This window comes from Halegenticoccus tardaugens (assembly GCF_004116405.1).
GTDB lineage: Archaea > Halobacteriota > Halobacteria > Halobacteriales > Haloferacaceae > Halegenticoccus > Halegenticoccus tardaugens.
Map to the genome: position 1 here is coordinate 70339 of NZ_SDIC01000011.1, position 25510 is coordinate 95848.

Consider the following 25510-nt stretch of genomic DNA (forward strand, 5'->3'; position numbering starts at 1 on the left):
TTCTCACACGGCTAATCGTGAGGTATGCCCGAGACGGTCAAGCTCAGCAGGGTCGAATCGCTGTTCGAACGCCTCGATTACCCGACCACCAGGGACGCCGCCGCCGCGCGATTCGACGACGTCACCGTCCTCTTCGCCGACGGCGAGGCGAACCTGGGTCGGCTCGTCTCCGAGACGAACAGCGACGCGTTCGACGGACCGGACGAACTCGCCGCCGAGTTGAACAACGCGCTCCCGATCGAGGCCGTCGGCGAGCCGGGGCAGTCGGAGGGCGACGCCTGAGTCGGTCACGGCGTCGGTTTCTGCGGCCCGGATCGAACCCCCGTAGTTAAGTACGTCAGGCGACTGGAGCCAGTAACATGGAGTTCTGCGACGAATGCGGTTCGATGATGAAAGCCGAAGACGGCGTCTGGGTGTGCGGTAACTGCGGCTACGAGAAACCGCGCGATTCGGCGAACGAGGCGGCGATGGTGACGACCCAGGCGCAGGAGGAAAGCGAGATCATCGAATCCGGCGGCGGCTCCAGCGGTCTGCCGACCACCGACGCGCGCTGCCCCGAGTGCGGCAACGACAGGGCCTACTGGTACATGCAGCAGATCCGCTCCGCGGACGAGTCCGAGACGCGATTTTTCGTCTGTACCGAGTGCGAACACAAGTGGCGAGAGGACGACCACTGAATGCCGTCGCCGCCGGCGGTCCCGGACGACCGGCTCGCCGGCTGGCGGCGGATCGAACGGTCGACCGACACGCCGTTCGACGTCGGATTCTTTCGGATCACCGCGCACACGGTCGTCTACGAAGATGCCGACCTCCGGGCGGCGATCGGCGAGCGCGCCGGCACCGACCGCACGTGGCGGATTTTTCTCGCGAGCCGGCTGGTTCTTTCCCCGCCGCTGCCGCTTTCGCCCCCCCTGTCCCGGCTCATCGCCGACAGAGCCGCGGAGGGATTCGCGGACCGGCTCCGCGACCGCGGCTTCGTCGGCGTCGCGGAGACGGAGACGGGATCGCTCGACATCGACGGGGAACGCGCGCGCCTCACGGGCTACGAGGCCACCTGTCAGTCGGGCGGAGTGACGCTGGCGGTCGAGGGGTGGATCGCTCGCTGGCGATCCGACGGGCAGTTCCTCCTCGCCGGCGGCGCGTATCCGACGGCGGTGCGCGGCGCGGCGGACGACGGGACGGCGGCGGCGGTGCGCGAGACGCTGCGGCCGGAGGCGTTCCGCGACGAGTTGTTCGAGCTGATCCGCGCGACGGGGTAGCGTCGTTCCCCCGGTCGCCGGCGCGTCCGTTCGGCCGCCGGCACGTTCGCCGCGGTTCGGCGAACCGGTCCAGCGAACGCCGTCTCACCCCCGCCGCCGGGAGATCATCGCGAGAAGCACACCGCAGGCCGACACTCGCGCGGGCGCGACGCCGAGCAGCCGGGAGACGACGCCCGGTTCGACGCCGCGGCCGATCCGAGCGACGCTCCCCCCGCGCACCCTGACGTCGACCGCCGGCCCCGACTCGGCGACCTGTCGCGGCGCGGCGGACGGAATCGGGAGGGAAAAAGCGCCGCGAAGCAGCGACCGCGCGACGCCGAGCGTCGGCGCGTCGACCACGACGAGGTCGCCGTAGCCGCGGACCCGGACGTCGGCCTCCTCGATCGTCAAATCGAGGTCGGCGTCGATCGCGAGGCGTCGGCCGCGCTCGGTCACTTTTCGGAATCGCGCGTCCTGATCCGGAGCGTGCCGTTCAGCCGCCAGTGGGCGTACTCGGCGTCGTCGCCCGTTTTGTTCGGCACGTCGACCTCCATGTCCTCGAACTCGTACGTGATCTCCGCGCCCCGGCCGGTCAGCCGCTCGTACAGCCCCATGGCGAGTTCCGGCCACGTGCGCGTCTCTTCGACCTCCGGGACCGCGTCGTCGGCGCTCATTTCGAACGGACGGTTGGGCCGCGACGCTCAAAGAAGTTCGCGCTCGGCGGGCGAAACACGGGAGCGGTTACTCGTGGCGGGCGAACGTCAGGTAGCCGGTGTGACCCACGCCGGCCGTCGCGGGCCGCGACCCGCGGTCGCCGAAGTCCATGCGACGCTGGATCGTCTCGTAGGTTTCGATCCCCGAGAGGCCCCCCTCGCGGGCCGCTTCGACCGCGGCGCGGGAGCCTTCGACGAACGGCGAGTAGACGGCGACGAACCCGCCGGGGACGAGCACGTCGGGCGCGCGCTCGACGACCGCCGGCGCGTCCTCGGTGTCGAGGGTGACGAGGTCGAAGCCCGACAGCGAGTCCAGCCGTTCTGTGAGGTCGTCGGTTCGGACCTCCACGCGGTCGCTCACGCCGGCGAGTTCCATGTTTTCGCGGGCGACCGCCGCGAACGACGGCTCGCGCTCGAAGGTGAGGACCGACGCGCCGATCCGTCCGAGGTAGGCGGCCAGCACGCCCGTTCCGGTGCCGGCGTCGAGGACTCGGTCGGTCGCGGACGCGCCGGTGTGGCCGACGATGAGGCCCACGTCCCGCGGCATCATCGGCGCGCCGGTGCGCTCGAAGTGGTTGAACAGGTCCGGGCCGCGCGGCTCGCGGACGACGAACTCCTCGCCGAGGTGCGTCTCCAGCCGCTGCCCCGGCGACGCGTCCTCCGGGACGTCGAGCACCCCGAGGTCGGTCTGTAGCTCGTCGCCCGGCGCGAGGAGGTACTCGCGGTCGCCGTGGACGAGGAGGATCACTCCAGTCGGGCGATCGCCGCCGCCAGGTCGCCGTTCTCGGCTTCGAGCGCGTCGCGAGCCTCGTCTTCGGGTACCCCGGCTCGCTGGGCGACGATCTGGACGTCCGAGTCCGGGATGTCGTCGCCGGCGCTCGCTTCCGGTCCGGAGTCGGCTTCGACCTCGCCTGCCGCCTCGCTTCCGGCGTCGCGCGTCTCGGGCTCGCCGACGATCTGGTAGGTCATCTGCCCCTGCGCGTCCATGCGCGTCACCTGCGCGTCCGTGAACACGAGCTCCTCGTCGCCGGTTCGGATGACGACCTCCTCGGCGTCGAGTTCGGTGACGTCGATGCCCATCTGCTTCATCATCTGTTTCATCTTCCGCGGGTTGAGTCCGCCGCCTCCAAACATACCCTGTGGGTCGCGGTCCGGCGGCAAAAGTATGGCGAAGCCCGCGGGACGACCGGTGGCGTCGACGACGCGTTTTCGTTTCGCGGTTCCGACCGGCGGGCGTGAGTCAGGTTGTATGCTGTTCTCTGGCCGAAATTATTTCGTGTCTTCGTGATAATCTTACTTTGATCACTATTCAATGCTCATCGATGATCGGGATTCCACCGACGAGACGGCGCGCGATTCGCTTCCGGGGAACCGTCGTGACGGCCGCCGATCGGCGAGATCCGCGGACCTCGACGAACCGGATTGGATCGGAGGCGGGGACGGATGACACGAGGGGATCGACGGTCGATGCTGAAGGCGTTCGGAAGTCTCGCGCTCGTCGGCGGACTCGCCGGGTGTGCCGGCGGAAGCGGCGACGAGGATTCCGAACCGAACGCGACCGAGACGACCGAGGCGACCGAGGCGACCGAGAACGCTCACACGAGCGAAACCCCGGCGGAGACCGACACGCCGGCCGACGAGGAGACTGAAACCGAAGCCGACGACGAGCCGTCCGAGGGCGGCGGCGCGCGCGTCGAGTTCGTGCACGCCTCGCCCGACGCGCCGGACGTGGTCGCACTGGTCGACGGTTCGGCGGCGACGAAGGACCTCACGTTCGGTGACGTCGGCGACGCCGTCGATCTCGAACCGGGGTCGCACGACGTCCGGATCGTCGAAGCGACGGACGGCGACGCCGTTCTGTTCGAGGAGGAGGTGACTCTCGACGGAGCGGAGTACACGGCGGTCGCGCTCGGCGAAGTGGCGGAGGGAGCGTCGAACCCGTTCGCCGTGGAGTTTCTAGAGGACGAGACCGGCGGCCTCGGCGACGGCGAAAGTCGGCTCCGGATCGTCCACGCGTCGCCCGACGCGCCGGCTGTCGACGTGACCGAAGACGGCGGCGACGTGTTGTTCGAGGACGTCTCCTTCGGCGACGCGCCGGACACCGAACTCGCCGCGGACGAATACTCGCTGGAGGTGCGTCGGGCGACGAGCGGAAACGACGGGACCGTCGCCGAGACGTACGACGTCGACGTGTCGGAGCCGGGCGCGTACACCGCGTTCGCGCTGGGGTATCTCATGCCGGGCGGTGGCGGCGAGTCGTTCGACCTGAACGTCGTGCGCGACGACGGCTGAACGCGTCCGACGCTCGCCGCGGCCGACGCGAGCGTCTCGGAGCGTCCGACGGGCCGCGACGGCCGATCGCGAAGACGGACCGTGACGACCGATCACGATGACCGACGGACCACCGACCGACGCCGAGACCACGGGGGCCGATGCGACAGTCCGGAGGGAATGTAGTGGAGTTTATATCCGCGGTCGTCTCAGATCGACGCAGCGCGGAAAACCGGCGGACTGCAGAGACACGTGCGTTCGCGATGACGTTCGCGTCGACCGCCACGTCGAACACATGACACGACACAGTAAAACGATCTCCCGACGCGACGCGCTTCGGACGGTCGGCGGCCTCGCGACCGGGTTCGCGCTCGCCGGATGTGCGAGCGCGCCGCAGGGTGAGTCCACCCCGGCCGACCGGACGTTTCGGATGATCGGTCAGCCGCTCCGGACGCTCGACCCGGCGCAGTCGATCGACACGGCGTCCGCCCGCGTCGTCACCCAGTTGTACGACGGGCTGACCTACTACCCCAAGGGAAATCCGACGCCCGAACTCCTCCTCGCCGAGGACCTCTCGGTGTCGGACGACGGCACCGAGTACACGTTCGCGCTGAAGCGCGACGTGACGTTCACAGACGGGTCGACGCTCGGTGCGGCCGACGTCGTCTACACCTTCGAGCGGCTCGCGGCCTCGCCGAACTCCAGCTGGGCGTCGACGCTCCTCGATCTCGTCGGCGTCGAACACGAGCGGCGCGACGCCGACTCCGGGGGCGACGGCGAGTACGTTCCGGGCAGCCTCGGCGTCGAGGCGCTCGACGAGCGCACCGTCCGGATACGCCTGTCGTCGCCGTTTCACGCCACGACGGCCGTCCTCGCGCACCCGTCGTTCGGCATCGTCCCCGAGGGCGTCGTCGGCGACGTCGAGGGCCACGACGGTCGACTCTCACAGGAGGAGTTCGCGACGGATCGACCGGTGGGCGCGGGACCGTTCGAACTCGACTACTGGAACCAGGGCACCGAGTACCGCGTGAAGGCGCGCGAGGACTACCACGGCCACGGGCCGGTGTCCGCCGGCGTCCACTGGCAGGTGATAAGCGAACCGACGAGCGCGTTCGAGTACGCGCTGAACGGCAACGCGGACGCCTTCTGGACCCCCGACTCCGAGTTCGACCCCGGCTCGGTTTCGATCGAATCCGAGGACGAACAGGGCCGCAAGATCGGGTCGTACGGTCCGCTGGAGGGCAGCGGCGACACCGTCCGGTACCTGCAGGTTCCGCAGGCGGCGACGATGTACCTCGGCTTCAACGCCGAGCGCGTCCCGAAACCCGTCCGCAGGGCGGTCGCGTACGCGCTGAACCAGGACCAGCAACTCCGGGACATCCACAAAGGGCGAGGGGTCGCCGCGGCGCACCTGACGCCGCCGAACCTCTTTCCGGGCGGTCCGGAGGGGTACGACCGACACGTCCGCGAGGAATACCCCTACGGAATCGGCGAGACGCGCCTCGACGCCGCCGAACGGGTGCTGCGAGGGGCGGGCTACGCGCCGGACGACCCCGCCGAAGTGACGTTCACGACGTACGAGGGCGACAACTGGCGCTCCACGGGCGAACTCCTGCGCGATCAGCTCACCGCCGTCGGCGTCGAACTCACGATCGAGGAAGCGCCGTTCTCGGCGCTCGCGAAGCGCCGCGAGAGCGGCGCGCTGGAGATGTTCTCGTTCGGCTGGGCGATGGACTACGCGGCCGCGGAGAACTTCCTCCAGCTCCTCTCTCCGACGACCGACGCCTCACAGCACCGGTGGGAGGGCACGGACGCGTCGGCGCGCGCGGCCGACGCCTGGGAACGGATCGAAGACCACCGAACCGCCTCCGACGCCGACCGCCGGGCGCGACGACGGGCCTGCCTCGAACTGGAGCGCGCGAACTGGGAGGACGCCGTCCTCGTCCCGAAGTACCACCCCGTCGGCGAGGGCTTCTACTACCGCTGGGTCGACGTGCCGAAGACGGGGGCCGCCGGGTTCGACAAGCACAAGTACAACCACGTCCGGATCGGCCGGCGCTCGTGAGCGCACCCGATCGACGTCTTCGAATCGCGTCGGGAGGCACGCACGGAGTCGATTACGGCGTCTTGATGTACGCGTAGCCGTCTTTCGCCTGCAGCTTCGTGAGTTCACCGACGCCGGCCGGGACCGTCTCGACGCCGTCGATGAGGTCGTCGTCGGTCAGGTCGCGGGCAGCCATCGTGTTCTCACAGGCGCGGATCGAGACGCCCTCGTCGAGGAGCCGCGTCACCTCGTCGGGGAACGCGGAGGTCTCTTCGAGGACGAGATCGAGGCCGCGCGAGTTGACGACGAGGACGACCCGCTCCGTGTCCGTCGTCCCGTCTTCGAGGAGGTTCGACACGTTCGAGATCGCCCGTTCCTGATTCGATTCGCCTTCCGTCGTGAAGTGAAACACCGTGCTCATGCGTCCGTCCTCGTTCGCGCCGGATTCGTCCTCCGTCCGCTTTCGATCCGTCGATTCGGTCCGCTCCGTGGCCGGTCCGTCGGCCGTCGCCTCCGAGTCGGCACCGCCCAGACAGCCGGCGAGCGCCAGCCCGGTGCCGACGCCGGCGAGTTCGAGGAAGCGACGTCGGGTTCGACTCATCGTCTGATCGGAGGGTTCCCGACGGCGTTATTATTGACGTGCTAACGCCCGTACGTGTTCGATCGAACACGTGTTCTGCGTCGAATCAAACGCTTAAGGTCGGCCATACCCTCACGTTCGACCATGTTCGATCGGGACGACCTGGAGGAGATACGCTCCGCGAAGGAAGCGTGGGAAGCGGAGACGCTCGGACCGACGCTGGAGCGCTTCGGCGAGCGGGAGGACCGCTTTACGACCGACACGGGCGGCCAGGAGGTGAAGCGGCTCTACACGCCGGCGGACGTCTCGGATCTCGACTACCGCGACGATCTCGGCTTCCCCGGCGAGGAGCCGTACGCGCGCGGGGTCTACCCGACGATGTACCGCGGGCGCACGTGGACCATGCGCCAGTACGCCGGCTTCGGCACGGCGGAGGAGACCAACGATCGGTACCACTACCTCATCGACAACGGTCAGACCGGCCTCTCCGTCGCGTTCGACCTGCCGACGCAGATGGGCTACGACTCCGACGCCGCGATGGCGGCGGGCGAGGTCGGAAAGTCCGGGGTCGCCATCGACTCGCTGCGCGACGCGGAGACGCTCTTCGAGGGCATCCCGCTGGACGAGGTGTCGACGAGCATGACGATCAACGCGCCCGCCTCGGTCCTGCTCGCGATGTACGTCGCCGTCGGCGACCAGCAGGGCGTCCCCCGCGAGGAGCTGCGGGGGACCGTCCAGAACGACATCATGAAGGAGTACATCGCGCGCAACCTCTACATCTACCCGCCGGAGCCGTCGATGCGGCTCATCACGGACATCTTCGAGTTCTGTGCCGCCGAGACGCCGAAGTTCAACACGATCTCCATTTCCGGGTACCACATCCGCGAGGCCGGTTCGACGGCGGCGCAGGAGGTCGCGTTCACCCTCGGTAACGGCATCGAGTACGTGCAGGCGGCCGTCGACGCCGGCCTCGACGTGGACGGGTTCGCCCCGCAGCTTTCCTTCTTCTTCAACGCGCACAACAACGTGCTGGAGGAGGTGGCGAAGTTCCGCGCGGCCCGGCGGATGTGGGCGAAGATCATGGAGGAGCGATTCGGCGCGGAGAGCGCGAAGGCGAAGCAGCTGAAGTTCCACACCCAGACCGGCGGGTCGACGCTCACGGCCCAACAGGTCGAGAACAACGTGGTCCGGGTCGCTTACCAGGCGCTCGCGGCGGTCCTCGGCGGGACCCAGAGCCTGCACACCAACGGCAAGGACGAGGCGCTGTCGCTTCCCACGGAGGAGAGCGTCCGGACGGCGCTCCGGACGCAGCAGATCCTCGCCCACGAGTCGGGCGCGGCCGACACCATCGACCCGCTCGCCGGCAGCTACTACGTCGAGGCGCTGACCGACGAGATCGAGGCGGAGGCGTTCGAGATCATAGACGACGTCGACCGACGCGGGGGGATGCTCGAAGCGGTCAAGGATCAGTGGGTCCAGCGGCAGATCCAGGAGGTCGCCTTCGAGCGCCAACGGGAGATCGAAACGGGCGAGCGGATCATCGTCGGCGTCAACGAGTACCAGGTCGACGAGGAGGCCGACATCGACGTGGAGGAGGTCACGGAGGAGGACGAGCGCCGACAGGTCGAGCGACTCGAATCGCTCCGCGCCGAGCGCGACGACGAGGCCGTCGACGCCGCGCTCGCGGCGCTGCGCGACACCGCCCGCGGCGACGGAAACCTCGTGCCGCCGATCGTCGACGCGGTGAAGGCGTACGCGACGATCGGCGAGATCTGCGGCGTCCTCCGCGAGGAGTTCGGCGAGTACCACCCGTCGAGCGCCGTGTGACTTTCGCCTCGCCTCGCCCCCTCGGCCCACACCGCGGTAACCGCCCCCGGTAACCCGACGGTTAGCGAAGGTACATACGATCCGGACGGGCAGGGGAGATCGGGGGAGGAAAGTGGATTACGAGGACGCACCCGCGTATTCGACGCAGGCGTCGGCTCGCGCGCGGCCGGGCCGACCGGACCGCCCGGCCGCCGGATCGATCGCGGTCGACGCGACGTCGACGCCCGAGGGGGGGACACGATCGGAGGTGGCGTCGACCGCAGCGCACCTCGCGGAGCAGCTCTGCCGAGGGTTCGTCGCGCACGACGACCGCGACTGGGGGGCGGCGGTCCGCGCGTTCTACGAGGTGGATCGCCGGCAGTTCGCCCACCTCACCGGCGCCGAGGCGTACGAGGCGGCGCGAGCGTACGCGGCCGCGCTGTGGGAGAAAGACGACGTCGAAGCGCCGCACGTCTCGTCGGACGGCGGGGTCGACCGGGAGGGACTCTCGGCGGCGGATTGGACACCCGTCGAGGCGCGACTCGCCCGCCGGGCGTCGATCGTCGGCATGGAGCGCACCTACGCGACGGAGACGACCGCGGCGTGGCGCGAGCACAAGATCGGCGGGGACTACTGGACGCCGACGATGCGCGCACAGCGGATCGAGATTCGGGCCGCGATCGGATGCGGGGAGCACCCGGAGAAGCCGAGATTCGGGCGATCGGGGTTCGGCCACCTCGCGGCGTACTACCTCGCGGGTACCGAACTGCACGACATGCACACGCGACGCCACTGGGTGCGGGCGGCGCGGATCATGGCGCACTACTTCGAGGAGATTCTCGTTCGTCGGGCGGAAGCTAGCCGCGAGACTGCGTGAGGTCGAGGGGGTTCCGAGCCACCGAGGTCGTGCCGGGCGGGCGCACTCAATCGTCGTCGGATCTCGCGCGCACGGCCGTCGCGTCGGACGCGGCGGGGAGGGTGAAGAAGAACGTCGAACCCTCGTCGGGCTCGGACTCGACCCAGATCTCGCCGCCGTGGCGCTCGACGATCCGCTTGCAGGTCGCGAGACCGATGCCGGTTCCGCCCCCCTCGCCGGAGAAGAGATCGAAGATTCGGTCCCGTTTCTCCCGCGGGATGCCGACGCCGTCGTCGGCGACGGCGAACAGGTACGCCTCGCCGCGCTCCCCGTCGCACCCCTCCTCGCGCGGCTCCGCCCGGATTCGGATTCGGGGGGGTTCGTCCCCGGCGTACGCGAGCGCGTTGCCGACGAGGTTCTGAAACAGTAACACGAGAAGCGTCTCCATGCCGACGACCGTCGGCAGCGAGTCCACGACGATCTCCGCGTCGGTTCGGCGGACCGCGACCTGCACGTTGTCCAGCACCGTCCGCACCACCGCGTCGCAATCGACCGGCGCGCGCGGCTCCTCCCGACGGCTGACTCGCGAGTAGCGGAGCAGGTCGTCGATCATCTCGCGCATCCGATCGGCACCGTCGACGGCGGCGGCGACGAACTCCCGGGCGTCCGCGTCGAGGTCGTCCCCGTACCGCCGGTCAAGCAGCCCGAGGTAGCTCGACACCATCCGCAGCGGCTCCTGTAGGTCGTGTGACGCGGCCGATGCGAACCGTTCGAGTTCGGCGTTCGAGCGCTCCAGCTCGGCGTTCTTCCGGTCGAGTTCGGCGTTCTTCCGGTCGAGCTCCTCCCGCTTGCGGCGGAGCTGTCTCTCCCGGCGCTTCCGTCCGGAGATGTCGCGACCGATGCCGCAGACGTACCGCGGTTCGCCCGACGCGCCGCGGACGAGCGAACCGACGAACTCGTACGGCACGAGCGTCCCGTCGCGCGTTTCGATCCGGATCTCCTCGGTCGCCTCCCCGGTCGAGAGGACCTCGGACACCGCGGCCGCAGCCCGCTCCGCGTCCTCGTCGGCCATGAGGTCGAACGGGCTCATTCGGGCGATCTCCTCGCTCTCGTAGCCGGTGACCTCGCTCACGCGCTCGTTCCACCTGACGAACTCGGCGTCGGCGTTCATCACGAAGAACACGTCCGTCAGGTTGTCGAGGACGTCGTCGACGAACGCTCGCTCGCGTTCGAGCGCGCGCAGCGCTCCCTCCCGCGCCGTGGCGCGTCGCCCGTCGGTCGATCGATCGGGGCGGAGGTGACGCTCGACGGCGGCGAGGAGCGCGCGGCCGTCGTCGACGCCGTCGAAGCCGTCCGGTTCCTTCCTCCCGCTCTCGTCCGAATCGACCCTCGACACGGATTCGTCGTACAGCCCCGACGAGACGCCGCGGTCGGCCGAAGGGTCGGCGGTTCGCAGGACGACCGGCACGTCCGGGACGACCTCCTGGACGAACCGGAGAAAGTCGGCGGCGCCCTCGTGCGGGGTGAGACGGTCGTAGACGAGACAGTCGATCGGACCGGCGAGCAGCTCCGCCGTCGCGGCGTCCGTCTCGGTCGCGGCGACGACGATCGCGTCGGACGGCCCGGACGAGAGCAGGCCGGGAAGCCGGGCGTCCCGTCCGACGTACAGGACGCGAGGGACGGTCATCGGCGACGGGACGATCCGATCGGCGAACCGAGGCCCGTCCGCCGGCGAGGCGACCGCTCGACCGAAGCGCTCGAAGTGATCATTTTTCGTCGTATCCGTCCGATGACTCGTAAACATTTAGATAAATATTTTCTGTTCGGGCGGTCGATCGGACCGCCGCGACGGGGAGAGGTTTATCCGGCGGGCGGCCGAGACGCCGCACATGCAGTTCGACCACGTCGGGATCGCGACGCCGGACGCCGCGGCGCTCGCCGACCTGTTCAGCGACCTCTTCGATGCCCCGATCGCGCACGAAGAGCGGTTCGAGGGGATGACGGTCCTCTTTCTCGAACTGGAGGACGGCTACTTCGAACTCCTCGAACCCCACGAGGGCGGCGCGATCGCGCGCTACCTCGACGGCCACGGTCCGGGGATCCACCACGTCGCGCTCGCCACCGACGACGTCGAGGCCGCGCTCGCCGCGGCCCACGACCTGGACGTCGCGCTGATCGACGAGGAGCCGCGACCCGGGGCGTGGGGCCACGAGGTCGCCTTCCTGCACCCGAAATCGACCGGGGGCGTCCTCGTCGAGTTCGTCCAGCACTGAGCGGCGGCGACCGTCGTCGACCGCCGCCTCCCGTCAGTCGCCCTCCGACGACTCGCCCTCCGCGTCGCCATCGTCGCTGCGCCCGGTCGCCCTCGGGTCGCGGCGGATCGAGACGGGTCGGCGGAGGCCGACGCGCCACGGCGACCAGTACAGTTCGAGGCCGAGCCACAGCGCGGCGACGCCGAGCGCGAACGCGAGCGTCAGCGCGTCGGCCATCCCCATCCACGCCGGAAGGACGAAGCCCACGGCCAGCACGATCTCGCCGGGAACGACGGCGTAGACGATCGATCCGAGCGAGAGGTCGTCCCCGCCGCGGTTCGCCCTGGTCGAAGGGAGGTCCGCGCGGTCGGCGCTCGGGCCGCCGGCGCTTTCGGGACCGGTGCCGAGGCGCTCGGCCTCGTACGGCAGCGTCAGGTCGAGCGTCCAGACGACCTCGCCCTCCTCGTTCACCTCGACGACGCGCCCGCCGTTCGAGTCGGTGACGAGCGTGTGACCGTTGGGAAGGCGGTCGGCGTCGCGCGGCCACTCCAATCGGCTGTCGTTCCACGACCACGTCCGGTTCCACGCCCCGTCCTCGCGGCCGTACTCGACGACGCGGTTGTTGTGGGAGTCGGCGACGAGCACCGCCGGGCCGCCGTTTTCGGGCGGGATGTAGTCCGGGTTGTGCTGCTCGTAGAGCGTGTCGTAGTCGTCTTCGCTCCCGAGCGTCCACCCCTCTTCCAGCCCCGTCTCGGGGTCGAGGAAGACGACCTGATCCTGGTTCCGGAGGCTCACCATGATGCGGCCGTCGGGCAGCACCTCCACGTCGTTGAGGTGGGTCCAGTCGTGCGGGTACGGCCCGCCACCCGACGTCGGGTAGTCGCTCTGGGCGTCCCACTCCCACTCGATCACCTCCGTCTCGGTGTTGACGACGAACACCCGATCGCGGTGGATGTCGGCGACGACGAGTCGTTTTCCGTCGTATCGGTCGACGTCGTGCCAGCGGATCGTCTTCCCGTTCGGGACGATCCGCGAGTACACCTCGGTCGTCTCGCCCGTCGAGAGGTTCGTTCGTTCGACGACGTTCCGGTAACACTCGGTCTCCGCGCCGCACTCGTCGGTCGACAGGTGTTCGGAGGCGACGTACATCACCGTCCGGTCGCCCTCGGGGCTCGGGTCGACGTCCCAGTAGCTGTCGTACTCGTCGTCGTAGTAGAGCACGTCCCCCCTCTCGTCGACGGCGACCAGTTCACCCGGGCTGTCGCCGGTGAACCGCAGGTGCCAGCCCTTCGCGCCGAACCCCTGCGTCGCGACGACGGTCGCGCCGTCCGCGGGCGGGGCGACGGACCCGCCGGCGGCGACGCGCTCGGGGAACGACGGCGGCGCGGCGAGGTAGCCGGCGACGAGCGAGCCGACCGCGAGGACGAGGAGGGCGGCGAACGCGACCCGGAGGATGCGCCGTTCGTCCATTTGGTCTACTGTCCGAGGAGGGGAGGATGAAACTACCGATGCGACGACACGAGAGCCTCGGCGCGCCGACGGGATGAAGACGCGCCCGATGCGCTGCACGTCGGAGTCAGGGTGTCGTATTAACGACATTTATCGCCGATGCAAAGACAGTAGTGTGCCCGTGTCGATGAGCGGGTAATGGACGACTGGCTCACCCACAGGGCGCGGGCGACGCCGGACGTGACCGCCCTCGTCGACGCCGACGCGGGATCGGAGTGGGACTACGCCGCCCTCGACGCCGAGGTCGACGAGACCGCGGGACGACTGGCCGCGCTCGGGATCGAAGCCGGCGACCACCTCGGGACGCTCCTCCCGACCGGCGTTCCGGCGGTTCGGTTAGTCCACGCGGCCATGCGCCTCGGGGCGACGCTCGTCCCGCTCTCGGACCGCCTGACGCCGGTCGAACTGGCCGCGCAGATCGAGGCGACCGACCTGACCGCGCTCGTCTGCGGGGACGGGACCGAAGGCACCGCGGTCGAGGCGGCCGAGACCCTCGACGGACTCGTCGGCGTGCCGATCGCGTCCGTCGACGAACCCGACCGGAGGGGCGTCGAGGCGCTGTCGGCGGCGGAGCCGATCGCGGTCGATCCCGCGACGTGGGAGCGCGACGATCCGCTCGCGATGCTCTTCACCTCCGGAACGACCGGCGCGCCCAAGGCGGTCGTCCTCACGATGGGCAACGTCTTTTCGAGCGCCGTCGCGTCCGCGTTCCGACTCGGCGTCCTCCCGGACGACCGCTGGCTGGTCGCGCTTTCGCTGGCCCACATGGGCGGCCTCGCGCCGCTGTACCGGTCGACGCTGTACGGCACGGCGGTCGTCCTGCGGTCGTCGTTCGATCCGGGGGCCGCCGCCGACGACGTCGGAACGTACGGCGCGACCGGTATCTCGCTCGTGCCGACGATGCTCCGGCGGATGCTCGACAGCCGCGGCACGCTCTCCGATCCGCTCCGGTTCGTCCTGCTCGGCGGCGCGCCGGCCTCCCGGGAGCTGATTCGGCGCTGTCGGGACTACTCGGTTCCGGTGTACCCCACCTACGGGATGACCGAGACGGCCTCGCAGGTCGCCACCGCCGCGCCCGCGGAGGCGTTCGAGTTCGAGGGGACGGTCGGACGGCCGCTCCTGTGGACGGAGGTCGCCGTGCTCGACGACGACGGCGAGGCGGTCGAACCGGGCGAAACCGGCGAGATCGTCGTGTCCGGTCCCACCGTCTCGCCCGGGTACTACGGGAATCCAGAGGCGACCGAGGCGGCGTTCGGTCCGCGGGGCCTCCGGACGGGGGACGTGGGCTACCGCGACGAGGTCGGCCGGCTGTACGTGCTCGGGCGGACGGACGACCGGATCATCACCGGCGGGGAGAACGTCGACCCCGGCGAGGTCGTCGAGGCGCTGCGCGATCACCCCGACGTGGCCGACGCCGCCGTCGTCGGACTCCCCGACGACGAGTGGGGCGAACGCGTCGCGGCGCTTCTCGTCCCGGCGAACCCGGACGCGCGCCCGACGGCCGCGGAGATCGACGCGCACTGCCGGGAGCGGCTGGCGGGCTACAAACTCCCTCGAACGATCGCGTTCGCCGACGATCTCCCGCGGACGGCCTCCGGAACCGTCGCGCGCGAGGCGACGAGAGAGCGGATTCGAGCGTTCGAGGCGGCCGAAAAAGACGGGGACGAAAAAGCCGACGAGGCCGGCGACGACGAGTCGGACGCGTCGGAGATCGATCGGGACGAAGACGATGGGGGCGGCGAAACCGTCCGCGATGACGCGGAGGGACGGGTCGAGGAGCCCGACGGGCCCGAGTAAACGCGAGTTCCGCGACCCCGAGTTCCACGAGCTATTTTACCGCGGCCCGCGGACGAAACGCCATGGACTTACTGGACGACAGCATCGTCCCGGCGCACGCCCGCGAGGTCAAGGCGGCGGCTCGGGAGTTCGCGGCGGAGCACATCGCCCCGAACGCGTCGGCGCACTTTCGCACCGGCGAGTACCCGTGGGAGGTGCTCGAAGCCGGACAGGACGCCGGTCTCGTCGCGCAGGACATCGGCGAGGAGCACGGCGGGAAGGGGTACGACCTCCAGCAGATCCTCGCCATCGCGGAGGAGTTCTACCGCGCCGACGCCGGGATCGCGCTGACGCTGCAACTCGCGAGCTTCGGCTGCGAGATCGTCGAGACGTACGGCTCCGAGGAGCAGAAGGAAACCTACCTCCGGCCCGTCGCGGAGTGCGAGGAGATCTCCGGGCTCGCCGTCTCCGAGCCCGAAACCGGCAGCGACCTCGCCGGGATGACGACGGCCGCGGAGAAGACGGAAGACGGGTACGTCCTGAACGGCGAGAAGTACTGGGTCGGCAACGCCGTCGAAGCCGACTGGCTCACCGTCTACGCGAAGACCGGCGACGGGGAGGACCGGTACTCGAACTACTCGATGTTCGTCGTTCCCACGGACGCCGAGGGGTACGAGGCCGAACACATCCCCGAGAAGATGGGCATGCGCGCGTCGAAGCAGGGCCACATCGTCTTCGACGACTGCGCGGTCCCGGAGGAGAACCTCGTCGGCGCGGAGGGCGGCGGCTTCTACATGCTCGCGGACTTCTTCAACCACGGCCGCGTCGTCGTCGGCGGCCACGGTCTCGGACTCGCCGCGGCGGCCATCGAGGAGGCGTGGGAGTTCGTCCACGACCGCGAGGCGTTCGGTCGAGGGGTCGCGGAGTTCCAGGCGGTCCAGCACGCGCTCGCCGACATGCGCACGGAGTTCGAGGCCGCCCGCGCGCTGAACTGGCGAGCCGCGGAGAAGGTCGCCTCGGGCGAGGACGCCGGCTTCTGGGCCGCGATGGCGAAGACGAAGTCGACCGAGACGGCGACCTTCTGCGCCGAACGCGGGATGCAGCTGCACGGCGGCCGCTCGATCCTCGACGAGCGGCGCATCGCCCGCGTGTACCGCGACGTGCGGATCCCCGTCATCTACGAGGGCGCGAACGAGATCCAGCGGAACCTGATCTACCGGCAGTCGCGGTGAACGAGGCGACCGTTCGTCGACCCGCGATTCTCTGCGGCGGTCGCCGAACCGGGGTTTATCTCTTCGCCGTCCCAACCTCCGCCATGGCAGACGTCAGTGTCCACCTCCTCGACCGCGGGCGCGTCAGGGCGGACGCGAACTACGTCGTCGACGGGTACGCGATGGCGAGCGCGTCGAACCCGCGTCCGGAGCACGAGATCCGCGAGTTCGTCGTCTGGAACGCCGTCATCGACCACCCGGAGGCGACGATCCTCTGGGACACCGGCTCCCACCCGGACGCGGGGGACGGCTACTGGCCCGCACCCCTCTACGACGCCTTCGAGCACGTCGACGCCGACGAGCACCGCCTGGAGGACGATCTCGACGCCGCGGGCTACGCGCTCTCGGACGTCGACGCCGTGGTGACGAGTCACCTGCACCTCGACCACGCGGGCGGGCTGTACGAGTTCGAGGGGAGCGACGTCCCCGTGTACGTCCACGAGGAGGAACTCAAGTACGCCTACTTCAGCGCCAAGACGGACGAGGGCTCCGTCGCCTACCTCGCGCCGGACTTCGACCGGGACCTGAACTGGGAAGTGGTCCGCCGCGACCGGCGGACGCTCGCCGGAGGCGTCGAACTCCTCCACCTGCCGGGCCACACGCCGGGGCTCCTCGGGGCGCGCATCGACCGCGACGACGGGTCGGTGCTCCTCGCCGGCGACGCCGCGTACGTCGACGCCAACTACGCGGACGAGGTGCCGATGGGGCCGGGGCTCGTCTGGTGCGAGCGGCGGTGGCTCGACAGCGTCCGGACGCTGAAGGAGGAGGCGCGCGTTCACGGCGCGGACATGCTGTACGGACACGATCTGGAGCGGTTCGAGTCGTTCGGCGACGGGTGGACGTGATCGAACAGCCGGGTCGATCCACGCGGAGTCGAGGATGACATTTCCCACAGTTATTCGACCATCTGTGGCCATTCGATCGGTCGAATTCGATAAATTGCATCATCTGGTCACCGTGCGGTTTACCTGCGACGAGCACGTACGATACTCACGGTGAAGAAGAACGAATTGGTCCACCTTCACGCACTGCTTGCGACCATCGCGGAGGACTACGTCGAACGCGGCGTCGCGGCGCGGGAGGACTTCGAGCCGTATCGGGAGCTGGGGATCACGCCGATGACGCTCACCGCCTCCCGCGACCGGCACGAGGAAGCGGTGATGGCGCTCCTGCGCGTTCTCGCCGCGCGATCCGCGGGGGAACCCACGGCGCGCCCCGAACTCGTCGAAGGGTGAGCCCGGTTCCTCGATCGGACGATTCGCCCGACGACGTCGCGCGCGTCCGACGCGACTTTTCGCGACGAGACGGTTCTCGAGTGACGACGCGTGAACTCGGGATCATACGCTGAATACCATGTATCGACAAATGATAATTTGACGATATTAGTACTATTTTGTCTATATTGAGCATATATCAGGCGGATGCGACCCGTCGATATATCCTTGAACGAGGCGTTTAACCGGCCAAATCACGCGTTCGACTGACGGCAGACGTAATAACAGCCAGTTATTTTCACGGTGAAATCAGTACGACAATGTTATCAGATTTATAACTATTATCCGCCGTGGGAGACGGAGGGACGATGGCAACCGAAGCCGGCACCGCAACCGGGCGAAGCCCGTCCGCGTGGCGGTCCCGAACGACCGAGCTGTACGCGAAACACTATCCGCTCGTCGGATTACTCCTGATCGTCCTGTTCTCGGGGGTTCTCCTCCGTGGGCAACTCGACATGAGCCAGCGGCCGCTGGCGCAGTACCGGCTCTTCTTCGAGCTGATGCTCGCCGGATTCGTCATCACGCTGCTCAGGAGCAAGGTGGGGCTCGTCACGTACGGCATGTTCGGCCCGATAATCATCTCGTACATCCTCCTCGCCAGCGGGCCGCTCTGGGGGACCGTGCTCTTCGTGAACCTGTTTCTCATCGCGCTCACGACGTTCCTGATCCTCGAACCGTTCCGGCTGGGGACGGCCCACCGGATCGGCGCGCTCGTCATGACCGTCGGCGTCGCGATCACCGTCTTTCACGTGCTGGCCGACCAGCGGGTTCTCCCCGCCGCGCTCGACTCGTTGCAGGTGTTCTTCCCGGCGATCATCACCGGCTGGTACGCCGATCGATTCGCGCGCGACCTCTCGGAACGGGGGTGGCGAGCGCCGGCGATCCGGTTCGTCTGGACGCTCGTCGCGATACTCGTGGCGTACGCGATCCTGTCGCGCGACGCGCTCGTGAGCTGGTTCGTCCACACCCCGGAGGCGTGGGCCGCGATCATCGGGCTCAACGTCTGGCTCGGCACGACCGGCGCGATTCGGGTGAAAGAGTACCTCCGTTTTTCGAACGTCTTCCGGGGCTCGCCGTGGAGCGCAGCCCTGAGCGCCGCGGAGACCTCGCTGCACAACGCGAAGGCGCGCGCGGTCAACGCGCTCGGCGGTTCCGCGTCGTACCGCAATGGGAGCGACGTGCTCGCGATGAACCGCCGAAACGCGTACATCAAACGGTACAACCCGACGCACCTCTTCCCGGAACTCGACAAGGCGTCGATGAAGCGCGCCTTCCACGGGACGGGCGTCTCGACGCCGGACACCTACCTCCTCGTCGAGCGGCTCGGGCAGATCGGGCGGGCGGAGGCGCTGTTCGACGCCCGCGACGAGTTCGTCATCAAGCCCGACAGCGGATACGGCGGCGAGGGGATCGTCGTCGTCACCGGACGCACCGACGACGGCGAACGGTTCGAAACCTCGAAGGGCGAGCGGACGCCCGAGCAACTGCTCGCCCACGTCCGCTCCGTCGTCGAGGGGCACTACTCCCCGATGGGGCTCGACGGCGTCGCGATCGTCGAGGAGCTCGTCCACCCCGACGACTTCCTCCGCTCCCGCGCGGGGCAGGGCGTCCCGGACATCCGCGTGATGGTGTTCAAGGGCTTCCCGATCATGGCGATGACGCGGCTGCCGACCGAGGAGTCCGACGGCGCGGCGAACCTCCACATGGGGGCGATCGGGGTCGGGCTGACCGTCGCCGAGGGGCGGGCGCTCGGCGGCTACCGGAGCACCAACCAGTGGCACGACGAACACCCCGACACGGGGGCGGACCTGCGCGACTTCACCGTCCCGAACTGGGACGAGGTCCTCGCCACCGCCGTCCACGCCGCGGAGGTCTCCCGGCTCGGGTACGCCGGCGTCGACGTTGTCGTGGACGAGGAGAAGGGGCCGGTCGTCCTCGAAGTGAACGCCCGCCCCGGGCTGGGAATCCAGAACTCGACGTTCGACGGGCTGCTCAGGCGGCTCGATTTCGTCGAATCGCTGCCCGACGACTACGACCTGAAGCCGCCATCGGAGAAGATTCGGCTCGCGAGGCGATGGGACGAAGCGGACTGGGAGACGGACGCGACGGGGACGGACGCGATGGAACCGAAAACGAGGGGAAGCGAGCCGGATGAATAGAGCGACGCTCGGATCGCTGTTCGTCCTCGGCGGACTCCTTCCGGGGTTGCTGTTCGTCGGCACGCTGGACGCGCGAGTCCCCGCGCCGCCGGTTCTCGGACGCTATCTCCCGGCGGACGGCGGCGCAATCGGCGCGCCCGAACTGCTCTTCGTCGCGATCCCGGTCGCGTTCGTGGTCTTCGTGGTGTACGAGTCGCTCGGCCACTACCGGAACCGGAAACCGCCGTCCTGAACGACTGGGCGGGACCCGTCGTTCAGCGGCGTTCGGCTCGGGCTCGCCGAGCAACCGGCAACCACTAAGTCCGTCCCCCGAAAGCGTCGGGTATGCGACTGGAGGAGTACTGGGGCGTCGGACCGAAGACGAGCGAGCGTCTCCGGGAGTCGCTCGGCGCGGAGCGGGCGGTCGAGGCGATCGAATCGGCCGACGTCCGCGCGCTCACGGAGGCCGGCATTTCGCGCGGCCGGGCGACGCGCATCCTCCGCCGGGCGAACGGCGGAGACGGGATGGCGATGCTCGGCACGCGGGACGCGCGGAACGTCTACGACGAGCTGCTCTCGCGCGCCGCGTCGCACGCGGTCACGCGCCACGCGGCCGACCGGATCCGGGTGTTGACGCCGCTTTCGGACCGCGACGAGGCGGACGAGCGCCTCGACGAGGTGCTCGACGCGCGGGACGCGTGGCGAGCCCTCGACGACGACGCCCGCGAAGCCGTCCGCGACGCGTTCGAGACCTACGACGAGGCGGGGGGCACCGAACGGGCGTCGGTCCGCGCCGCGCTGGCGCTCCGCGACGCCGGCCTCGGCGAGGAGTTCGACGCGCTCTACGGCCTCGACGACGACGCCCTCCGCGAGGCGCTCCGCGCGCTGGGGCGCGTGACCGACGGATCGGTCGGGGCGGGGGCGGACGAACGGCTCGACCGACTCCGAAGTCGGCTCGAAGACGCACGGCGGCTCGAACGCGGCGCGTTCGACGTGCTCGACGAGGTCCGAGACGCCGGGGTTCGGAGCCTCGAAGATTTCGAGGGGGCCGTCGTCGAGTACGTCGCCCGCGAGACGGACCTCACCCGCGACGACGTCCGGGCGGCCGCGGCCGACGACGTCGTGGACGCGGCGGACTTCGTGAGCGCGACCCTCAGGGCGCTCGCCGCCGACCTCCAATCGCGCGCCGCCGACCGTGAGGCGACGGTGGCGGCCGAACTGGAGGCGTCGATCGAGGCGGCCAGATCGGACGTCGACGCCGCCGTCGCGGCCGTCGACGAGGTCGCCTTCGTCCTCTCGCTCGCTCGCTTCACCGACGCGTACGACCTCTCCCGACCGGAACTCGTCGAGGACGGTCTCGCCGTCGAGGGGGCGCGGAACCTCTCGCTGGACGGGGCGGTCCAGCCGATCACTTACGCAGTCGGCGACCACTCTCTCGGCGTCGGCGAACTCCCGTCCGGCGACCGCGTGACGGTCCTCACCGGCGCGAACTCCGGCGGCAAGACGACCCTGCTCGAAACGCTCTGTCAGGTGACGCTGCTCGCCTCGATGGGGCTGCCCGTCCCCGCCGACCGCGCGCAGGTCGGCCGCTTCGACGCGGTAGTGTTCCACCGTCGACACGCGAGCTTCAACGCCGGCGTGCTCGAATCGACGCTGCGCTCCATTGTCCCCCCGCTGACCGGCGAGGGCCGGGCGCTCATGCTCGTCGACGAGTTCGAAGCCATCACGGAACCGGGTCGGGCCGCCGACCTGCTCAACGGGCTGGTCCAGTTGACGGTCGATCGGGGGGCGCTCGGGGTGTACGTCACGCACCTCGCGGACGACCTCAGCCCGCTGCCGTCGCAGGCGCGGACCGACGGCATCTTCGCGGAGGGACTGACGCAGGAACTCGAACTCCGGGTGGACTACCAGCCCCGGTTCGGGACCGTCGGAAAGTCGACGCCCGAGTTCATCGTTTCGCGACTCGTCGCCAACGCCGGGAGCAGGGCCGAACGCGGCGGGTTCGAGGCGCTGGCGGCGGCCGTCGGCGAGGAGGCCGTCCAGCGAACCCTGTCGGACGCGCGGTGGCGATCGTAGCCGGACGATCCGTCGATTCCGCCCTCCTCAGCCCCTCAGCGCATCTCTTCGAGGCCGACGAACGCCCCGTGGTTCGCCGTGAGCCACGACTCGACCCGCTCGTGGCTCTTCTTCCGGCGGGGGTAGATCGTGCACCGATCCGGGCCGTCCTCGTAGCTGACGACCACGCTATGGAGATCGTAGTCGCGCCCGTCGATCCGCCGCTCCGGCCCACACTCGTAGCCCGTTCTCGTCCCGGCGTCGGCGTCGAGTCCTGACATGGCTTCCGTCAAGTACGTAGAAGCATTCCTGGATACATAACGGCTGCTAAGAGCGCTCCATAGCCCCACGTATCGGTCGTGATCGGTCGTGCGTGCGGAGCCGAGAGCCGAGGTGCGGGCCTCAGACACCGACGCTCGTTCGGATGGTTTTCTATATATTTTATTCGCGGCTGAGAGTCGAGGAGGACGACGACCGCACGGCGCGCTTATGCCGCCGGAACGCCTCTCTCCCGATAGCGAGGCCCGAGAGACCACGGCCGCGCGTCGGAGGCGGGTTCGTGGGTTCGGTCGGGCGCTCGGAGGAGAGCAACATGACGACGAAGGCGAGAGCCGGTTCGGAACGGTACGTCGGACGGATCGTCGACGAGGTGACGGCGTGGGACGGGATCGTCGCCCAGCCGCATCGGTTCGGCGGGACCGAGTTCCTGCTCGGGCCGCGGGAGGTCGGCCACGTTCACCGGGTCGGGATCGTCGACATCAACTTCCCGAAGCGGATGCGCGATCACCTCGTGGCCGAGGGACGGACCGGCGAGCACCACGTCGTCCCCGAGTCGGGGTGGACGACGCTGTACGTCGAAACGGAGGGCGACGTCGACCGCGCGCTGTGGCTGTTCCGCCTCTCGTACCTGTACCTGGCGCTGACGATGAAGGAAAAATCGGCGGGGAGGGCGGCGCTCGCCGGACTCGACGTCGACGCGGAACTCGACGAACTCGAACCGAACGAGGACCTCCGGGCGATGATCGAACGGGTCCGTGCGCGGTAGCGCGCGTCGCCTCGTCACAACTGCCGACGAAGAGGGATTCAAGTGAGACGGGGGAAGTAGATGCAGGAAGAATGGTAGACCCCACATCGGATCTCGGCGACGACGTAGACGAGAGCACCGCCCCGGAGTGTGCGACCTGTGGGGAGAAGATCGTCCAGTCGCCGACGCACCGCGTCACGCCGTGGCTCGATGGCGGTCGGGTACGGCACCGTCACTTCTGCAGCGACGAGTGCCGAGCCGACTGGAACGAGGGGTGAGATCGATCAGTCGTCCGACCGATGCGTCTTCCAGAACTGCTCTAAACCGAAGGACAGCATGTCCGGGCTCACCGGCCGGAACTCTTCGCGTTCCCCCTCGGGGAAGTACTCCCTGACGTCGTCCCACGACTCGCGCGCGTACCGCGCGTCGACGAACACCCTGACTCCTACCTCGTCCGGGCCGCGGATCACGCGCCCGATCGCCTGTCTGGCTTTCCGAACGGCGGGCACCGTCAGCGCCGTCTCGAACCCGCTCCGGGAGCCGTCTCGCGGGCCGTCGGACCGCCGTCCGGAGGCGGAGCCGAAGGCCCTGTCGTACGCGGTTCGAACGGCCTTCGTCCGCGGGCTCGACGTGTTGATGATGGGCACGCCGCAGACGACGGCGGCGCTCAATCGGTCGCCGCGGTAGTCGACTCCCTCGGTCAGCGTCCCGCGGAGGCTCGTCACGAGGACCTTCTCGCCCCCGCCGAAGAAGTCGGTCTTGAGCGACTCGGTCGCACCGTCGTCGCTGGATTCGTCGAGGAGCACGGGTTTTTCGAGCCGGCGCTCCAGCACGCCCGCGATCCACTCCGCCTCGCCGTAACTCGGCATCCCGACGAGGACGTTGCCGGGGCTCTTCGCCACCGCGACGACCGCGTCGGCGTGGGCCCGCCGCGTCTCGTTGTCGGCCCCCGGCGGGCCGCGGTTCCCGTAGGTGAACTTCGGCGCGTCGACGGCGAAGCTCGCGCGGTTCGCCGCCGGAAACGACAGCCCGTACGTCCGCTCGACGACCGGACGGCCCCGCTCTCGGAGGTAGTCGAGCCCCGTCACCGTCCGGAACACGTCCAGTGGGGCGAGCGTCGCGCTCATCAGCACGCCCCCGCCGAACTCGGCCAGCCGCTCGCCGATGGCCTCGCTCGGCACGCAGTTGTGCAGGGCGAGGCGGGCGTTGTACGCCCGTCGCCACGAATCCGGCGGCTCCGTCTCGTCCCACGTCCGTTCGAGTTCGATCTCCCGGAAGTACCGCTCGTGGTCCCGCCGGTACCACTCGCCGAGCACGCGACCCGCCGCGGGGGCGGCGCGCCGCCTGTCTTCGCCCTCGACCGCGTTCAGAACCCGGGCGACGACCGCGCCGACCGCCTCCGACCGGACCCACGAGCCGCCGTCGTATCCCGCCTCCGTGGCCCACTCGGACAGTTCGTCCGGTTCCGGACGCTCGGGGTCCCTGAGCGGCAGTTCGGCGTCCTCCAGCGCCGAGAGGTCGGCACGCCAATCCGGCCGGACGCGGTCGAGGTGCGCGGTGACGCGGCGGTCGAGCTCCTCGCGGACGTCGCGGACGAACCGCCGCGTCTCCTTCAGCTCCGCGAGCGTCACGTCGCTGTCGGCGAGTTCGGCACGGATCTCGTCGGCCCCCGCGGCCGTCCGCCCGCCGTCGTCGAATTCGAGCGGCTGGACGACGCGGGTGAGCTCCGCCTCCGCGTCGCGGAGCGTCTCGTCGCCGACGCCGTCGCTGACGAGGTCGCGGACGCGGGGTTCGAGCATGTGCGCCTCGTCGCAGATCACGAACGTCGACTCGTCGAGCAGCGCGCCGGTGAACGTCGCCGCGGTGGTCGGATCGAACACGTGGTAGTAGTTGCCGACGACGACGTCGACGTGCGGCAAGAGCGCGCCCATGATCGAGTGCGGGCACGCCCCGTGGCCGGCCGCGAGCGCGACGAGGTCGGACGGTTCGAGCAGTCCGCGGTCCTCGAAGTCGAACGGGACGGCCTCGATCGGATCGCCGTCCTCGGGCAGGTCGTCGAGAAACCCCGCGTAGAACGGGCAGTACTCGACGTCGCCGTGCGTCGGCGTCTCCGGAAGGTACGGCGTCGGCTCGCCGGCGGTTTCGAGGTACGACGGGCCGCCGCGTCCCGAATCAGCGAGCCCCGTCTGCGCGCGTCGGGCGCGGGAGACGAGCGCGCCCGTCGTCGTCTCGCCCCCTTCGCCCGTCAGGTTCCGGGTGCGTTCGCGGAGACCCTCACAGCGGTCGTACACCGTCGACTCGTCGATCCCGGCGGTCCGCTCTCTGCTATACGGGCAAACGTCGGCCTTGCCGACGAGCGTCAGCCCCGAGACCGTCCGCCAGTCGTCGGGCAGGTTCTCGTTGATCGTCCGGAGGTCCGCTTCGAACTGGCGGAGCTGTTGCTTGACGCTCGTCAGGACGAACACGCGTTCGTACGCCGATTCCGGATCCCGAACCCGGTCGATCCCCGCCGAGAGCGCCAGCATCGTCTTGCCGGTCCCGCACGCCCCCTCGATGACGGTGAATCCGCCCGACTCGGCGGTTTCGACGGCCGTCTCGACGCCGTCGGCTTGCTCCGGGTACGGCTCGTCGTGTCCGAAGACGTCGCGCCAACTCACGTTCGTTCTCTCGCTCTCGCCCACGTTTATCGGTGTCGGAGACTGG

General features: G+C 69.4%; 26 protein-coding genes. 17 read left to right on the forward strand and 9 right to left on the reverse strand.

The annotated features are described in order from the left end of the window. The first annotated feature begins 24 nt into the window (after nucleotides 1–24). From C3L37_RS22645 to C3L37_RS22655, 3 genes are all read left to right on the forward strand, one after another. On the forward strand, nucleotides 25–282 hold the full coding sequence (locus C3L37_RS22645; RefSeq protein ID WP_129116807.1) for a DUF5789 family protein: 258 nt from the start codon (nucleotides 25–27) through the stop codon (nucleotides 280–282). Nucleotides 283–359: 77 nt separating this feature from the next. Continuing rightward, nucleotides 360–677, forward strand: coding sequence for a transcription factor S (locus C3L37_RS22650; protein WP_129116808.1), 318 nt, complete (start codon nucleotides 360–362; stop codon nucleotides 675–677). Continuing rightward, a complete protein-coding gene (locus tag C3L37_RS22655) occupies nucleotides 678–1259 on the forward strand; it encodes a hypothetical protein (RefSeq protein WP_129116809.1) in 582 nt (193 codons plus the stop codon). Nucleotides 1260–1343: 84 nt separating this feature from the next. On the opposite strand, the gene C3L37_RS22660 is transcribed toward C3L37_RS22655, so the two are convergent. From C3L37_RS22660 to C3L37_RS22675, 4 genes are all read right to left on the reverse strand, one after another. Next, nucleotides 1344–1694, reverse strand: a complete 351-nt coding sequence (locus tag C3L37_RS22660; RefSeq protein WP_129116810.1) for a hypothetical protein — start codon at nucleotides 1692–1694, stop codon at nucleotides 1344–1346. Continuing rightward, on the reverse strand, nucleotides 1691–1912 hold the full coding sequence (locus C3L37_RS22665; RefSeq protein WP_129116811.1) for a hypothetical protein: 222 nt from the start codon (nucleotides 1910–1912) through the stop codon (nucleotides 1691–1693). The genes C3L37_RS22660 and C3L37_RS22665 overlap by 4 nt, the downstream gene beginning before the upstream one ends. Before the next feature lie 67 nt (nucleotides 1913–1979). Next, the gene (locus tag C3L37_RS22670; RefSeq protein ID WP_129116812.1) at nucleotides 1980–2699 is read right to left on the reverse strand and encodes a methyltransferase domain-containing protein; all 720 of its coding nucleotides are present in this window, start codon (nucleotides 2697–2699) and stop codon (nucleotides 1980–1982) included. Then, nucleotides 2696–3085: a nascent polypeptide-associated complex protein gene (locus C3L37_RS22675; RefSeq protein ID WP_129116813.1), complete on the reverse strand. Its 390-nt coding sequence runs from the start codon at nucleotides 3083–3085 to the stop codon at nucleotides 2696–2698. Before C3L37_RS22675 ends, C3L37_RS22670 begins: the two co-directional genes overlap by 4 nt. 309 nt (nucleotides 3086–3394) lie before the next feature. Between C3L37_RS22675 and C3L37_RS22680 the strand changes: the two genes are divergently transcribed. Together C3L37_RS22680 and C3L37_RS22685 are read left to right on the forward strand one after the other, a co-directional pair. After that, on the forward strand, nucleotides 3395–4243 hold the full coding sequence (locus C3L37_RS22680) for a DUF4397 domain-containing protein (protein ID WP_129116814.1): 849 nt from the start codon (nucleotides 3395–3397) through the stop codon (nucleotides 4241–4243). 274 nt (nucleotides 4244–4517) lie between these two features. Next, nucleotides 4518–6287 (forward strand): ABC transporter substrate-binding protein, encoded by a 1770-nt coding sequence (locus C3L37_RS22685; protein WP_164974850.1) that lies wholly within the window; start codon nucleotides 4518–4520, stop codon nucleotides 6285–6287. Nucleotides 6288–6339: 52 nt separating this feature from the next. Here C3L37_RS22685 and C3L37_RS22690 read toward each other — a convergent pair whose 3' ends face one another. Further along, a complete protein-coding gene (locus C3L37_RS22690; RefSeq protein WP_129116816.1) occupies nucleotides 6340–6867 on the reverse strand; it encodes a DsrE family protein in 528 nt (175 codons plus the stop codon). Between the two features lie 123 nt (nucleotides 6868–6990). On the opposite strand from C3L37_RS22690, the gene C3L37_RS22695 reads away from it, so the two are divergent. After that, nucleotides 6991–8673, forward strand: a complete 1683-nt coding sequence (locus C3L37_RS22695; protein ID WP_129116817.1) for an acyl-CoA mutase large subunit family protein — start codon at nucleotides 6991–6993, stop codon at nucleotides 8671–8673. A gap of 112 nt (nucleotides 8674–8785) precedes the next feature. Continuing rightward, nucleotides 8786–9529, forward strand: a complete 744-nt coding sequence (locus C3L37_RS22700) for a hypothetical protein (RefSeq protein ID WP_129116818.1) — start codon at nucleotides 8786–8788, stop codon at nucleotides 9527–9529. Nucleotides 9530–9575: 46 nt separating this feature from the next. On the opposite strand, the gene C3L37_RS25220 is transcribed toward C3L37_RS22700, so the two are convergent. After that, entirely contained in the window at nucleotides 9576–11312 is a 1737-nt protein-coding gene (locus tag C3L37_RS25220) for a sensor histidine kinase (protein WP_228546437.1), read from the reverse strand. Nucleotides 11313–11397: 85 nt separating this feature from the next. Here C3L37_RS25220 and mce point away from each other — a divergent pair, with 85 nt between their 5' ends. Continuing rightward, nucleotides 11398–11781, forward strand: a complete 384-nt coding sequence (gene mce, locus C3L37_RS22710) for a methylmalonyl-CoA epimerase (RefSeq protein WP_129116819.1) — start codon at nucleotides 11398–11400, stop codon at nucleotides 11779–11781. 33 nt (nucleotides 11782–11814) lie between these two features. On the opposite strand, the gene C3L37_RS22715 is transcribed toward mce, so the two are convergent. Next, nucleotides 11815–13230, reverse strand: a complete 1416-nt coding sequence (locus C3L37_RS22715; RefSeq protein ID WP_129116820.1) for an aryl-sulfate sulfotransferase — start codon at nucleotides 13228–13230, stop codon at nucleotides 11815–11817. Nucleotides 13231–13407: 177 nt separating this feature from the next. Between C3L37_RS22715 and menE the strand changes: the two genes are divergently transcribed. From menE to C3L37_RS22750, 7 genes are all read left to right on the forward strand, one after another. After that, on the forward strand, nucleotides 13408–15066 hold the full coding sequence (menE, locus tag C3L37_RS22720) for an o-succinylbenzoate--CoA ligase (protein WP_129116821.1): 1659 nt from the start codon (nucleotides 13408–13410) through the stop codon (nucleotides 15064–15066). A 62-nt stretch (nucleotides 15067–15128) separates the two neighbouring features. Continuing rightward, on the forward strand, nucleotides 15129–16277 hold the full coding sequence (locus tag C3L37_RS22725) for an acyl-CoA dehydrogenase family protein (RefSeq protein ID WP_129116822.1): 1149 nt from the start codon (nucleotides 15129–15131) through the stop codon (nucleotides 16275–16277). A gap of 83 nt (nucleotides 16278–16360) precedes the next feature. Continuing rightward, complete coding sequence (locus C3L37_RS22730) at nucleotides 16361–17161, forward strand: N-acyl homoserine lactonase family protein (protein ID WP_129116823.1); 801 nt, start codon at nucleotides 16361–16363, stop codon at nucleotides 17159–17161. Nucleotides 17162–17311: 150 nt separating this feature from the next. Next, nucleotides 17312–17551, forward strand: a complete 240-nt coding sequence (locus C3L37_RS22735; protein ID WP_129116824.1) for a UPF0058 family protein — start codon at nucleotides 17312–17314, stop codon at nucleotides 17549–17551. Between the two features lie 347 nt (nucleotides 17552–17898). Next, on the forward strand, nucleotides 17899–19749 hold the full coding sequence (locus C3L37_RS22740) for a sugar-transfer associated ATP-grasp domain-containing protein (RefSeq protein WP_129116825.1): 1851 nt from the start codon (nucleotides 17899–17901) through the stop codon (nucleotides 19747–19749). Further along, entirely contained in the window at nucleotides 19742–19981 is a 240-nt protein-coding gene (locus tag C3L37_RS22745; protein WP_129116826.1) for a hypothetical protein, read from the forward strand. Before C3L37_RS22740 ends, C3L37_RS22745 begins: the two co-directional genes overlap by 8 nt. A 92-nt stretch (nucleotides 19982–20073) precedes the next feature. Beyond that, nucleotides 20074–21804, forward strand: a complete 1731-nt coding sequence (locus tag C3L37_RS22750; RefSeq protein ID WP_129116827.1) for a DNA mismatch repair protein — start codon at nucleotides 20074–20076, stop codon at nucleotides 21802–21804. Between the two features lie 35 nt (nucleotides 21805–21839). Here C3L37_RS22750 and C3L37_RS22755 read toward each other — a convergent pair whose 3' ends face one another. Next, nucleotides 21840–22064 carry a DUF7511 domain-containing protein gene (locus tag C3L37_RS22755; RefSeq protein WP_129116828.1) on the reverse strand — a complete coding sequence of 75 codons (225 nt, stop codon included), beginning with the start codon at nucleotides 22062–22064 and terminating at the stop codon, nucleotides 21840–21842. 311 nt (nucleotides 22065–22375) lie between these two features. Between C3L37_RS22755 and C3L37_RS22760 the strand changes: the two genes are divergently transcribed. After that, on the forward strand, nucleotides 22376–22828 hold the full coding sequence (locus C3L37_RS22760) for a luciferase domain-containing protein (protein ID WP_129116829.1): 453 nt from the start codon (nucleotides 22376–22378) through the stop codon (nucleotides 22826–22828). Between the two features lie 71 nt (nucleotides 22829–22899). Further along, nucleotides 22900–23085: a DUF7576 family protein gene (locus C3L37_RS22765; protein WP_129116830.1), complete on the forward strand. Its 186-nt coding sequence runs from the start codon at nucleotides 22900–22902 to the stop codon at nucleotides 23083–23085. A 6-nt stretch (nucleotides 23086–23091) separates the two neighbouring features. On the opposite strand, the gene C3L37_RS22770 is transcribed toward C3L37_RS22765, so the two are convergent. Beyond that, nucleotides 23092–25464 (reverse strand): ATP-dependent DNA helicase, encoded by a 2373-nt coding sequence (locus tag C3L37_RS22770; RefSeq protein ID WP_129116831.1) that lies wholly within the window; start codon nucleotides 25462–25464, stop codon nucleotides 23092–23094. Nucleotides 25465–25510: the final 46 nt, after the last annotated feature.

Excerpts from the sequence above, each read along its gene's own strand:
- C3L37_RS22645 (WP_129116807.1), top strand. The coding sequence starts at position 25 with ATGCCCGAGACGGTCAAGCTCAGCAGGGTCGAATCGCTGTTCGAACGC.
- C3L37_RS22650 (WP_129116808.1), top strand. The coding sequence starts at position 360 with ATGGAGTTCTGCGACGAATGCGGTTCGATGATGAAAGCCGAAGACGGC.
- C3L37_RS22655 (WP_129116809.1), top strand. The coding sequence starts at position 678 with ATGCCGTCGCCGCCGGCGGTCCCGGACGACCGGCTCGCCGGCTGGCGG.
- C3L37_RS22665 (WP_129116811.1), bottom strand. The coding sequence starts at position 1,912 with ATGAGCGCCGACGACGCGGTCCCGGAGGTCGAAGAGACGCGCACGTGG.
- C3L37_RS22675 (WP_129116813.1), bottom strand. The coding sequence starts at position 3,085 with ATGTTTGGAGGCGGCGGACTCAACCCGCGGAAGATGAAACAGATGATG.
- C3L37_RS22680 (WP_129116814.1), top strand. The coding sequence starts at position 3,395 with ATGACACGAGGGGATCGACGGTCGATGCTGAAGGCGTTCGGAAGTCTC.
- C3L37_RS22685 (WP_164974850.1), top strand. The coding sequence starts at position 4,518 with ATGACACGACACAGTAAAACGATCTCCCGACGCGACGCGCTTCGGACG.
- C3L37_RS22690 (WP_129116816.1), bottom strand. The coding sequence starts at position 6,867 with ATGAGTCGAACCCGACGTCGCTTCCTCGAACTCGCCGGCGTCGGCACC.
- C3L37_RS22695 (WP_129116817.1), top strand. The coding sequence starts at position 6,991 with ATGTTCGATCGGGACGACCTGGAGGAGATACGCTCCGCGAAGGAAGCG.
- C3L37_RS25220 (WP_228546437.1), bottom strand. The coding sequence starts at position 11,312 with ATGTTTACGAGTCATCGGACGGATACGACGAAAAATGATCACTTCGAG.
- mce (WP_129116819.1), top strand. The coding sequence starts at position 11,398 with ATGCAGTTCGACCACGTCGGGATCGCGACGCCGGACGCCGCGGCGCTC.
- C3L37_RS22715 (WP_129116820.1), bottom strand. The coding sequence starts at position 13,230 with ATGGACGAACGGCGCATCCTCCGGGTCGCGTTCGCCGCCCTCCTCGTC.
- menE (WP_129116821.1), top strand. The coding sequence starts at position 13,408 with ATGGACGACTGGCTCACCCACAGGGCGCGGGCGACGCCGGACGTGACC.
- C3L37_RS22725 (WP_129116822.1), top strand. The coding sequence starts at position 15,129 with ATGGACTTACTGGACGACAGCATCGTCCCGGCGCACGCCCGCGAGGTC.
- C3L37_RS22730 (WP_129116823.1), top strand. The coding sequence starts at position 16,361 with ATGGCAGACGTCAGTGTCCACCTCCTCGACCGCGGGCGCGTCAGGGCG.
- C3L37_RS22740 (WP_129116825.1), top strand. The coding sequence starts at position 17,899 with ATGGCAACCGAAGCCGGCACCGCAACCGGGCGAAGCCCGTCCGCGTGG.
- C3L37_RS22745 (WP_129116826.1), top strand. The coding sequence starts at position 19,742 with ATGAATAGAGCGACGCTCGGATCGCTGTTCGTCCTCGGCGGACTCCTT.
- C3L37_RS22750 (WP_129116827.1), top strand. The coding sequence starts at position 20,074 with ATGCGACTGGAGGAGTACTGGGGCGTCGGACCGAAGACGAGCGAGCGT.
- C3L37_RS22755 (WP_129116828.1), bottom strand. The coding sequence starts at position 22,064 with ATGTCAGGACTCGACGCCGACGCCGGGACGAGAACGGGCTACGAGTGT.
- C3L37_RS22760 (WP_129116829.1), top strand. The coding sequence starts at position 22,376 with ATGACGACGAAGGCGAGAGCCGGTTCGGAACGGTACGTCGGACGGATC.
- C3L37_RS22765 (WP_129116830.1), top strand. The coding sequence starts at position 22,900 with ATGGTAGACCCCACATCGGATCTCGGCGACGACGTAGACGAGAGCACC.